The 12,085-nt window shown below is 39.3% G+C and carries 9 protein-coding genes; 4 read left to right on the forward strand and 5 right to left on the reverse strand.

Annotated elements, in window-relative coordinates:
* Nucleotide 1 precedes the first annotated feature (1 nt).
* The 3 genes from J2X77_RS09225 to J2X77_RS09235 form a co-directional block, all read right to left on the reverse strand.
* Nucleotides 2–3,235, reverse strand: a complete 3,234-nt coding sequence (locus tag J2X77_RS09225; RefSeq protein ID WP_310080433.1) for a SusC/RagA family TonB-linked outer membrane protein — start codon at nucleotides 3,233–3,235, stop codon at nucleotides 2–4.
* Nucleotides 3,236–3,959: 724 nt separating this feature from the next.
* The gene (serS, locus tag J2X77_RS09230) at nucleotides 3,960–5,231 is read right to left on the reverse strand and encodes a serine--tRNA ligase (RefSeq protein ID WP_310080435.1); all 1,272 of its coding nucleotides are present in this window, start codon (nucleotides 5,229–5,231) and stop codon (nucleotides 3,960–3,962) included.
* Between the two features lie 119 nt (nucleotides 5,232–5,350).
* Nucleotides 5,351–6,424 carry a class I fructose-bisphosphate aldolase gene (locus tag J2X77_RS09235; RefSeq protein WP_310080437.1) on the reverse strand — a complete coding sequence of 358 codons (1,074 nt, stop codon included), beginning with the start codon at nucleotides 6,422–6,424 and terminating at the stop codon, nucleotides 5,351–5,353.
* Nucleotides 6,425–6,535: 111 nt separating this feature from the next.
* On the opposite strand from J2X77_RS09235, the gene rsmI reads away from it, so the two are divergent.
* The 4 genes from rsmI (at nucleotide 6,536) to J2X77_RS09255 (ending at nucleotide 10,936) form a co-directional block, all read left to right on the forward strand.
* Entirely contained in the window at nucleotides 6,536–7,201 is a 666-nt protein-coding gene (gene rsmI / locus J2X77_RS09240) for a 16S rRNA (cytidine(1402)-2'-O)-methyltransferase (RefSeq protein WP_310080439.1), read from the forward strand.
* Nucleotides 7,202–7,237: 36 nt separating this feature from the next.
* Entirely contained in the window at nucleotides 7,238–7,996 is a 759-nt protein-coding gene (locus J2X77_RS09245; protein ID WP_307187405.1) for a PH domain-containing protein, read from the forward strand.
* Between the two features lie 23 nt (nucleotides 7,997–8,019).
* Nucleotides 8,020–9,693 carry an apolipoprotein N-acyltransferase gene (gene lnt, locus J2X77_RS09250; RefSeq protein ID WP_310080443.1) on the forward strand — a complete coding sequence of 558 codons (1,674 nt, stop codon included), beginning with the start codon at nucleotides 8,020–8,022 and terminating at the stop codon, nucleotides 9,691–9,693.
* A gap of 106 nt (nucleotides 9,694–9,799) precedes the next feature.
* Complete coding sequence (locus J2X77_RS09255) at nucleotides 9,800–10,936, forward strand: cysteine desulfurase family protein (RefSeq protein ID WP_310080445.1); 1,137 nt, start codon at nucleotides 9,800–9,802, stop codon at nucleotides 10,934–10,936.
* A 156-nt stretch (nucleotides 10,937–11,092) separates the two neighbouring features.
* Here the strand turns inward: J2X77_RS09255 and J2X77_RS09260 are convergent, their stop codons facing one another.
* Nucleotides 11,093–11,512: a copper resistance protein NlpE gene (locus J2X77_RS09260; RefSeq protein WP_293955747.1), complete on the reverse strand. Its 420-nt coding sequence runs from the start codon at nucleotides 11,510–11,512 to the stop codon at nucleotides 11,093–11,095.
* Nucleotides 11,513–11,596: 84 nt separating this feature from the next.
* Complete coding sequence (locus J2X77_RS09265; protein WP_310080447.1) at nucleotides 11,597–11,929, reverse strand: tetratricopeptide repeat protein; 333 nt, start codon at nucleotides 11,927–11,929, stop codon at nucleotides 11,597–11,599.
* Between the last annotated feature and the right edge of the window lie 156 nt (nucleotides 11,930–12,085).

Raw genomic sequence — 12,085 nt, forward strand, 5'->3', positions numbered from 1 at the left:
TTTAGAAGGATACCTTCACATTGATACCATAGTTACGCAAAGACGGCTGAGCGGTATAGTCAAAACCTTGTGCATTTCCAGCACCAGCAGAATTTACTTCTGGATCTGCATATTTATTTTCGCTTGGCGTCCAGATAAACAGGTTATTACCAAATACACCGACAGTTACATCACCAAAAGGCGTATTTTTTAGCATATCTTTTTTGAATTTATAAGAGATAGCCAAGTTGCGCAACTTCACATAAGAAGCATCTACCACATTCATACCCGCCTCCAAATATGGATAGTAATCCACTTTGTCATAAGTTGCCGTCGTATTTACAACAGAATTACCATTTGCATCTAAGTAAACAGAGTTAGGGAAGATTTGACCAAAACGCTCACCTCCTGTTTCTGCAGACGTACCTGTGAATGCCATGATATCTTTAGTACGTGAATAGAATACACCTCCATGCTTCATGTCAAATAACGTGGTTAATGACCAGCCTTTGTAATTTAAAGTCGTTCCTAATGAGGCTTGGAATTTAGGATTATAACTTCCTAAATACTTTGCTTCAGAAGTAGGTACTGGTAAACCTGTTTCTTGGTCAACGATAGTTCTACCTTGTGCATCAGTGGCATTTGTCACAGCATAAAATTCACCGTAAGGGCGTCCTTTAGCGGCAACGATAGACATACCTGAGAAACCACCTAAAGAAACTTGATCAATACCATCCATCAATTCAACAACTTTATTGTTGTTTTTAGTGAAAGTACCCATCAATTCCCAGCTGAAGTTTTCTGTTTTCACTGGTGTCCCACGCAACGCAAGTTCAACACCTGAGTTTTTAATCTTGCCGGCATTAACAACATTGAATCCGTAACCTGTCGAATTTGCAATAGGAATTGCTAAGATTTGGTTTTTCGAGTTGTTATTGTAGTAACTAAAATCAACAGTTAAACGATTTCTAAAGAAACCCAATTCTGCACCTACTTCAGCTGATGTAGTGATTTCCGGTTTCAACTCTGCATTTCCTAAAGTCGATCCAGACATGAATGCAGACACATTACCAAATGGGAAAGTTGTCGTTCCGAATCCACCATTGATCTCGCCTCTAGAGAATGTTGTCAACAATTGATATGGATCTGTATCCGACCCAACTTTAGCATAGTTAGCACGCAATTTACCGTAAGAAAGGATTCTCTTCGCGTCTTGGCTTAACAACTCAGAGAATACAAATGAACCACTCACACTTGGGTAAAAGAATGAATTGTTTTTCTTCGGCAAGGTAGACGACCAGTCGTTACGTGCTGTCGCTTGTAAGTATAAGAAATTTTTGTACGACAAGTTCAAATCCGCATAAAGCCCAACCAACCGGCGTTTTGACCATGAATCTTCGATCAAGTTCAATGGCCCATTAGAGTTCGCTAAATTATAAAAACCGGGCTGTACCAAACCTCCACTTTCGTTGGTCGCTGTACTTAAATTTGTAACATTACGCTGACGAATGTTGTTACCCAACATTAATGATCCTTTAAAATCTTGATTAAAGTCATGGCTAGCAGTAACCATAAAATCATGAATGATCTCTGTTACATTGTATTGATCGATACGGTACTCCCCATTGTCAATTAAATCGTTAGCTGTCGAATAATTACCTGAGGTTTTATCGATCGGTGTAAAATTATATTTTGGAGATTCGGAGCGTCTGCGATCAGTATAATGATCTACCCCTACACGCTCTTTGAAATCCAACCATTCAAATGGCTTATAACCGACGTTAAAATTACCCAGAATGCGATTTACATTATTATAATTGTTGTAATTTGCTAATGTCCAATATGGATTCATAGAATAAGCTCCATAATAGCCATACTCATTACTATGGTTTAGACCATTTGCATCGACATAACCATAGCCATTATATGGATTGCTTAAATCTTTCATGTCAGCAACAGGAATATCACGCGGAGTTTGTAACAAGTTATTATATACAGACGAATTTCCTTGTCCCCCGCCTACGTTGTTCGAGTTAATCTGACTATAGTTCGCTGAAATTCCCGCGTAAAATTTATTGGAGAATTCAGTCTGACCATTGAAACGAACACCATATTTATTGTAGTTATCTTTGCTTCCAGGATAAACACCATTTGAGTTCAAAGAATTTAGGCCCAAATAGAAGGAAGACTTTTCACTACCACCCGAGAAACCTAAATTATTATCTGTTGCAAATCCAGTATTAAAAAAATCCCTAACGTTATCTTTAACAGCAGAATATGGCTTTGTTTGTCTTATGCCATTTACAGCTTGTCCCCATTCCTGTGTTTTCCCAGTAAAAGGAGCTCCCCAAGACCAGTTTTCCTTTGGATCATTGACAAAAACCAGGTCTCCATTTTTAGTATAGCCAGAGTAACCTTGACCATATTCGTTCTGAAACTCAGGTAATTTTAAAATAGAAGAAAAGGTATTTGTTGTATTGAAAGTAATATCTGTTTTTCCGCCGCCTCTTTTACCTGTTTTAGTAGTAATGATCAAAGCTCCATTGGATGCACGCGATCCATATAACGCTGCTGCAGCCGGACCTTTCAAGATGGTCATTGATGCAATATCATCAGGGTTGATATCATTACCGCGGTTACCAAAATCTACACTTGATAATGATGAACCACCACCGATTACACTGGAGTTGTCAATAGGAACACCGTCGACAACAATTAAGGCTTGGTTATTCCCTGAGATAGACGAACCGCCACGCAAAACGACACGAGATGAACTACCTGGAGAATTTGACGTTGATGTAATATTCACACCTGCAACCTTACCAGCTAATGCATTGATAGCACTTGAATTTTGACCTGACCGCAATTCCTCGTTGTTCAAGGTCGGTGCTGAATAACCTAATGTTCTCTTTTCTCTTTTGATAGCATTGGCAGTTACCACCACCTCTTCAAGCGCATTGTCATGATTTTCCAAAGAAACATTGAACACCGTGTTGTTGTTATTCACAATAATGGTTTTATCGTCAAAACCAACGGAACGGAATACAACAACTTTGCCTGCCGGTACATTCAATGAATAATTACCATTAGTATCGGTCTGTGTAGCCTGATTAGTACCTTGTACAACTACTGTTACCCCTGGTATAGCTTTACCGTCAGCAGATGTAACACGACCACTAATCTTTTTTTCCTGAGCGAATGCGACCGAAGTCAGAATCATTCCGCCAACAAGAAAACTTAGTAATGTTTGTTTCATGTTTTAGTTAGTTAATTTTATTATTTTTTCTAATCCTATATATTGATATAAATTATATCCGTTCACACAACTGTCCAAACATAAATTGTCTAGACAATAAAACCGCAACCTATCAAATAGACCATGGCAGTTCATTTTTTAACAGTTGAAAATATTATTGAAAAGCAGCCCTAGGTAGATGCAGGGCAATTCTTAGATAAATATCCAGCTGTAAATTTGCTCTTTTCAGCATTTACAGTAAATAATAGTTAGTGCGATTTTTATTAGCGGTGTCAAATATAGAAACCCCAAGTTGTTTTTACAAGTTTTTTAACATAATCCCTCAAAATCAGTAAATACCGCAATAATTGAAAGTCAAATTTGCAAATTGTTACTAAAGAATCATTTTAGAATAAAAACTAATCAAAACAACCTCAAACAGAATTTTATACGGAATCCGATATATTTAACAAAACATTAACAATGCTACAAGAAATCTTTGAGACATCATTCTTTAAACTATCAAATATAAAAGAGACTTAATTTATAACAATTCTAAACATACATCAGTAGAATGAAAACCAGACTTTCATGACCTTATGTCGATCCGTAACAATGAAGGGAAACAAAAAATCTCATCTGGTCGATAGCACTTTAAAATCAAAAAAAAGACACTCTACCTTCTCAGGCTGAGCGTCTTTCATTTTTCTATCAAATAGGTCCAAAGACGACTTATTTATAGATATTAATCAATATATTCAAATTTAGTGTAAGGCACCAAAACTGCCGGAATCTTAATTCCCTTTTCAGTTTGATTATTTTCTAATATCGCAGCTACAATACGTGGCAAAGCCAATGCTGAACCATTTAAGGTATGTGCCAGTTGCATCTTGCCATCGGCATTTTTAAAACGGACTTTCAAACGATTCGCTTGATAAGTTTCAAAATTGGAGACAGATGAAACCTCCAACCAACGCTTCTGTGCAGAACTATACACTTCCATATCATAAGTCAATGCAGAAGTAAAACTCATATCACCACCGCAAAGGCGCAATACACGATAAGGCAGCTCCAATTTCTGCAACAGCCCCTGTACGTATAAACTCATCTCTTCCAGCACTTCATACGACCTTTCGGGATGTACGATCTGCACCGTCTCTACTTTGTCAAATTGATGCAAACGGTTTAATCCACGTACATGTGCTCCATAAGAACCCGCTTCCCGACGGAAACAGGGTGTATAAGCGCAATGTTTGATTGGAAATTGCCCCTCTTTCACAATCTCATCTCTATAAATGTTGGTGACCGGAACTTCGGCTGTAGGGATCAAATAGAGATTGTCGTTTCCGATATAGTACATCTGTCCTTCTTTATCCGGCAATTGCCCCGTGGCAAATGCAGAATCCTCATTCACCAAAATGGGCACCTGAACTTCTTCGTATCCTTCCTCGGCAGCCTGATCCAAAAAGAAATTAATTAATGCACGCTGCAATTTAGCGCCCTTACCTTTATAGATGGGAAAACCTGCTCCGGCAACTTTTACGCCAAGCTCTAAATCAACAATACCGTATTTGTTCAATAATTCCCAATGGGGCAATGCCTCCTCCGACAACGAAGGGATTTCGCCATGGCTCAAAACAATTTCGTTATCGTCTGCACTTACTCCTGCCGGAACGGACTGATGCGGTAAATTAGGCACTTGTACGATCTTCTCATTCAATGATGCTTCAATTGTACCTAATTGATCTAAAAGTTGCTTTACTTGCTCTTTATATCCCGAAGATTTGGATTTAACGGTTTCAGCTTCTTCTTTTTTACCTTGACGCATCAGATCTCCAATCTGTTTTGCTGCCGCATTAGCCTCTGCCGAAAGTGCATCAGATTCCGATTGGATCTTACGGCGCTCTTCATCTAAACTAATGATTTCGTCGATCAATCCAATTTCCTTGAAATGCTTGACAGCCAATCTTTCGATTACCGTATCCCTGTTCTCACGGATATAATTTAATTGCAACATAATATAAATGTGTTATTTAAAATAGTGAACAAACTTAGATAAATTTGCCTTTATTTACAAGCTATTTTATTCCCATAACACCTTTAGAAAGGCTTTTTGAACCTATTTCATGCGCTTTACTAAGCAATACTCACCTCATCACACAAATATACATCTTGAATAGCGTGAAGCAGCGCTACACCCTCTTGCATCGGTTTTTGAAAGGCTTTACGACCGGATATCAAACCAGTTCCGCCAGCTCGCTTGTTGATAACCGCCGTTTTTACAGCTTCTTGGATGTCATTCTGTCCTGAAGCCCCGCCAGAATTGATCAAGCCTGCCCTACCGGAAAAGCAATTGAGTATCTGGTAGCGGCAGAGGTCAATAGGATGATCGGAAGAAAGCTGCGTATACATGCGTTCATCCAGCTTTCCATAACTACTTTTCCCCATATTCAATGCTTTAAAGCCACCGTTCAATTCAGGTAGTTTTTGCTTAATAATATCCGCTTTGATGGTTACGCCCAAATGATTGGCCTGCCCAGTCAGGTCTGCAGCTAAGTGGTAATCTTTATCGCCGACCTTGAAAGCCGAATTACGCAAATAACACCATAGTACCGTCGCCATTCCCAAGGAATGTGCTTCCTCAAATGCTTTTGCTACTTCAATAATCTGCCGGTCTGATTCTTCAGATCCAAAATATATGGTTGCCCCTACCGCAACAGCACCCATATTCCAGGCTTCGCGAATGGTTCCGTACAAGATTTGGTCGGCGCGATTGGGATAGGTCAACAGTTCATTATGATTGATTTTAACCAAAAACGGAATCTTGTGTGCATACTTTCGGGCAACAGCTCCTAATACACCGAAGGTAGAAGCCACGGCATTACAATTCCCTTCCAAAGCTAGCTTGACAATATTTTCCGGATCAAAATACTGTGGATTTGGAGCAAAAGAAGCTCCGGCACTGTGTTCAATACCTTGGTCCACAGGCAATATCGAAAGATACCCGGTATTAGCCAATCGACCCGTTCCAAAAAGTTGTCCCAAACTGCGCAAAACCTTCGGGCTACGATCACTTAAACTGTATACTTGGTCAATAAATTCTGCTTGTGGGAGATGTAGCATTGTTTTGGAAACTGCAGGTTGATCAAATTCTAACAAATAACTCGCTTCTGCACCTAGATGCGCCTGTATTTTTTCGATGTATTGCATAATATATTTATTTTAACGTGATGGAGTTTACCATTATCTTTAAAATAAAACTCTAAAAACCACAGAATGTTTTAGCGCATATTATGTAGTAAAAAAAACTTAACTTTGACCATGTTATATTTAGTTCCAACACCTATTGGCAATCTGGAGGACATGACGTTCCGTGCGGTCAATGTCCTAAAAGAAGTGGACCTCATCTTAGCAGAGGATACAAGGACTAGTGCTCCGCTTTTAAAACATTTTGGAATCGACAAAAAAGTATTTGCGCATCATCAGCACAATGAACATAAAGCGGTCTCGGAAATCATTAAATTTTTAAAAGAGGGACAAAACATTGCTTTGATTTCAGACGCTGGAACACCGGCAATCTCGGATCCGGGATTCTTACTCGTACGTGAGGCCATCAAAGAAGGACTGGAGGTACAGTGCTTACCGGGAGCAACAGCTTTCGTACCAGCGCTTATCAATTCGGGACTTCCCAACGACCGTTTTTGCTTTGAAGGTTTTCTACCCGTAAAAAAAGGAAGACAAACACGCTTAAAAGCTTTAGCAGAAGAAAAAAGAACAATGATCTTCTACGAATCACCACATCGTATTCTCAAAACAATTGAAGAATTTATCACCGTTTTTGGACCAGAAAGACAAGGGTCGATATCTCGTGAGTTGAGCAAACTCTATGAGGAAAATGTGCGCGGAACATTAACTGATTTAAAATTACACTTCGAAAACAATCCGATTAAAGGAGAATTTGTATTTTGTGTAGCAGGATTGGAATAAATTTTAACAATCTTTATGTATTAAAATGTATTTGACATGAACATGGAACAATTTGCACAGGATGGGCAGGACATAAAAATCATCGAAAAATTGGTTTCTAAAGTCCAGGATATGCTTACTCCAGGAGAAAGAATAGATTATATTGCAGTTCAAAAGAAACCTGCAGTGACTATTTTACCGGATAGTATTACCATCAGTAATAAGCGCATATTTATGTGCGAGTTTACTAAATTGGGCTTAGCTACTGATTTCGAAATTTTCGGCTGGCAAGATATCAAAGATATTGCTTTCAAAGAGGAAATCTTCGGATCGAAAGTGACTGTTATTCCTTTTACTGGGGAGAATTTGAGCATCGATTATATCCCTAAAGTTCAGGCCAGAAAATTATATCAATATATTAAAGCTGCACTTGAAAATTATAAAAAAGCGGAATTGGCCGCCGAAAAAGAGAAAATAGTGATCGCTTCAACTGTGGCAAAAGAAGGGATTATCGAAAGACCGGAAAGTAATGCCGCAGGGCAGCCAGCAGTTACAGCACCTGCTCAATCAGCACCACAATATTATGGGGCTGGTCAGCCAACACCGCAGGCGCCGGTTCAGACACAGCAACCGATCGCATCCACCCCAACTATTCCGACAGTTTCGGCAGCTGCTATCTCACCTGCTGCGGCAAAGGAAGAGGAAGAGGATGAAATTACGTTAAAGCTCAAAAAATTAAAAACGCTCTTCGATAAACAATTGATTACCCAAGAGGAATACGAGAGTAAAAAGAGAGAAGTCTTATCCAGTTTATAATTATAAATGGTAGAAAATATATAGTGAAAAACAACTATTTACTGGCACTTTTAAGTGCCTTTTTATTGTGGTTGGGCTGGCCTCCAATCCCCTATTCCAGTCCATTATTATTTATTGGATTTGTACCTCTGCTAATTGCTGTGGAAAACATTATCCGAAGTGAAACATGCAAACGAAAAGGCCGTAAAGTGTTTCTTACTGCAGGACTCTCCGCAGTTGTCTGGAACACCGCCTCTATTTATTGGGTATACAACTCCATTTCAGCAGTTATGCCGCCATTTGCAGCTGTCTTAATCAGCTTGATCCCTTTTTGTCTGGGAGCGGCTTTAATGGCGCTGGCTTTCAGACTTTATGCGCAACTACGACGCAAAACAAACATCCTGTTATCCCTCTTCGGATTAATGGGATTCTGGATAAGCTACGAATTTTTACATGAATCCTGGGATTTAGCTTTCCCCTGGATGACATTAGGCAATGGTTTTGCCAGTTTCCACCAATTGGTGCAATGGTATGAAATCACGGGAGTCTACGGTGGAACCATATGGATCTGGCTGGTCAATATCTTGGTCTTTACACTTTACCTGAATCGGAAGGGACTTTATCCGATCAAACGTAAAATAATTCCAATTGCTGTATTGACCGCAGTGTTACTAATCCCAAGCACCTACTCGTTGATACGTTACGTTAACTATGACGAACATCAGAATCCCGCACAAATCGTCGTTGTTCAGCCTAATATTGACCCTTATCTTAAATTCCATATTAGTCCCGAAGAACAATTAAACACCTTATTCTCCTTATCAAATTCAGTCGCTAAACCAAATACCGAGTTTTTTATCTGGCCTGAAACGGCACTTTCACAGAACGGAGATTTCGACGAGGATAATTTTAGGGAAACATACTCTTACCAGCGCATCTTAAAGTTTTTAGATCAGTATAAAAATGGCAATGTACTTTCAGGTATTGAAAGTTATCAGCTGTACAACGATGCCAAAACACCGACTGCACGCGAAATAGCTCCTTATGTTTATCAAGATAATTTCAATGCCGCGACATTGATCGATTATTCTTCCAAACTACAATTTTATCATAAGTCCAAGCTCGTTCCGGGCGTTGAACAAATGCCTTTTGGTGCAGCCATGAACTTCTTAAAACCTCTGTTTAAAGCATTCGGCGGTACTACGGGAGGCTATGGAAAACAGGCCGAACCATCGGTATTTTATGCGCAAAGTGGCATTGGTGCAGCACCGGTCATCTGTTACGAATCCATTTGGGGCAATTATGTTGCTAAGTACGTCAAAAAAGGAGCACAGTTTATTGCGATCATCACCAATGATGGCTGGTGGGGAAATACTTCGGGCAAAGACCAACATTTACAGTACGCTAAACTACGTGCGATTGAGAATAGACGATGGGTGGCTCGCTCGGCCAACACAGGGATCTCTGGCTTCATTAATCAACGCGGAGATATTGTGCAACAGACCAAATGGTGGCAGCCTGCAGCCCTCAATCAGGAAATTAATTTAAATGAAGAAATCACGATCTATACGCAAGCAGGTGATATCGCCGCTTATTTAGGTTTGACGCTCGCATTAGGAGGAATTTTGCTCCTGATCGTGGTCAGACGAAAAAAGGAACTCAGAACAGAAAAATTTCCATCCCATACGCTCCAGGGCAAAAAAGGATCTCATTCTTAGAAACCGAATAACTCAGACACCTACCGGCCATAATTAGGAAATTAAAATGATAAAAATTAGTGATTTGATAGCTTTAATTTACTTGAGAGATTTGTAATTTTGCGACATGCAAGTATATTTTGATAATGCAGCGACTACAGCCTTAGATCCTGAAGTAATAAAAGTAATGGTCGATGTGATGGACAATAACTTTGGAAATCCATCCTCTATCCATAGTCACGGACGACAAGTAAAAACAATTGTAGAAAAAGCACGTAAAACGATTGCCAATCTACTTCATGTATCTCCTGCAGAGATATTTTTTACATCGGGTGGGACGGAAGCAGACAATATGGCCATCGTGAGGTCAATAACCGACTTTGGGATAACCCATGCCGTTACCACACCCATTGAGCACCATGCCGTATTACATACATTAGAAGAGCTGCAAAAAGCAGGTAAAGTGCACCTGGATCTGCTTGAAGTTGACGAAAAAGGCAATTTAAATATCAACCAGCTGGAAGAGCTTTTAAAGGGTAACCCACGTACTTTTGTCTCTATTATGCATGCCAATAATGAAATTGGAAATCTCAACGATATTCACCATATCGCCGAGCTATGCCAAAAGTACAATGCCATTTTTCATTCGGACACTGTGCAGACGATGGGGCATTATCCGCATGATCTTGGTAACCTTAAAATAGATTTTATAACTGGAGCTGCACATAAATTTCATGGCCCGAAAGGTGTAGGCTTTCTTTATATTAATGCCAACAATAAAATCAAACCTTTAATCTATGGCGGAGCCCAGGAACGCAATATGCGTGGCGGGACAGAAAATGTATATGGCATAGCAGGACTTGCAAAAGCGCTGGAACTTGCCTATGAAAACATGGAAGAACATCATACTTATATACAGGGGCTCAAATCTTATATGATTGATGAGTTGTTGAAAGCAATACCCGACATTGGCTTTAATGGCGTCATCGAACCAGACAAATCATTGTACACCGTATTGAATGTTTCTTTCCCTTGCAGTAACCTCGCTGATATGCTCCTATTCAATTTGGATATTGCCGGCATATCATGCTCTGGCGGAAGCGCCTGCAGCTCAGGGACCGACATAGGCTCTCATGTATTGAATGCGATCAAATCGAGCGCTGAACGCCCCTCGGTGCGTTTTTCTTTTTGTAAAAACAATACCAGAGAGGAAATCGACTTTGTTGTAAAAACGTTAAAGGAACTTTGTACAAAAAACCAATAAAGTCTTCAGATAAATGTTGAGAAGTTTATCCCAAATGAAATTAGAGCATCAATCATATGTGCGAATGTTTTAAAGACTAAAATAAGCTTAAAAATAAGAAAGCCGGAAGTTGTACCTCTGGCTTTCTTGTTTTTACATCATTTATAAAAAGTTAACTCAATTTTTCGTCAGCACATAGTATTTGGATATATCTCCGGTAATGTCATTTCCTGAAAGATCCAGCTGACTGAGCATTCCATTTCCAAGTTTGAATTTATAATCTACACCATCTAAGGTAATAATATTGCCATCCAACTTCCACTTTCCTTCACGAACAAACACATCTTCACTTTTATTTAGATATTTAGATGAATATTGATAAGTATTGTCAGCATGTAATGATATTAGTGTTTCAATCCCGTCGCAATCCGCACAAGGGAGCACGCCCTTATACTCACCAATCACTACTTCCGCCTTATCTCTTCCTTTAAGATCCTGTAAATTATCTTTATAGACGGCTACACTTTGCTTGGGATTATCACACCCCACCATTCCAATGATCACCCACAAACCCACAATCCAAATATACCTTTTCATCACATTCTAAATTCAAAAAAATCAGCATCTAACAGTTACACCAATAAATTCATAACAAATTAAATACCAAAAATTTAGAAAAGATTAAAAATCATCATCGTCATCGTCTCCCAAAACTGCCAATGCACCCTGCAACTCGCCCAAAGCATGGAAATTACGACTCTTACGGGCGATCTCGATTCCAGATCGGTATGTAGCAATCGCCGACTCTTCTCTACTTAATTTTTCGTACAATTTACCCAAATGATAGTAGGTTCCTACATAATCTGGATTCGACTGTACTAAATCCTCGAATCTCGACAAAGCCTCCTGCTCATTCCCCTGCTTGAGATATTCAGCTGCAATCGCATATTTCAAAAAAGGATCCTCCGGGCTCTCTTTCAGAAATTCATTCAGTTGGTCCAATCGTGTTGACATATTTTTTTATTTCAAACTTAGACAAATTGAACTTTATATCCAATATAATATGTATAGCTGTGATAACGATCTACATTGGTGTATGATAGAATAAAACCATTCAATCATTTAACCCTCGTCACATCTGCCTTTATCCAAAAATTACTATGCTAGCAT

Source organism: Sphingobacterium sp. 2149 (genome assembly GCF_031455655.1).
Lineage (GTDB): Bacteria > Bacteroidota > Bacteroidia > Sphingobacteriales > Sphingobacteriaceae > Sphingobacterium.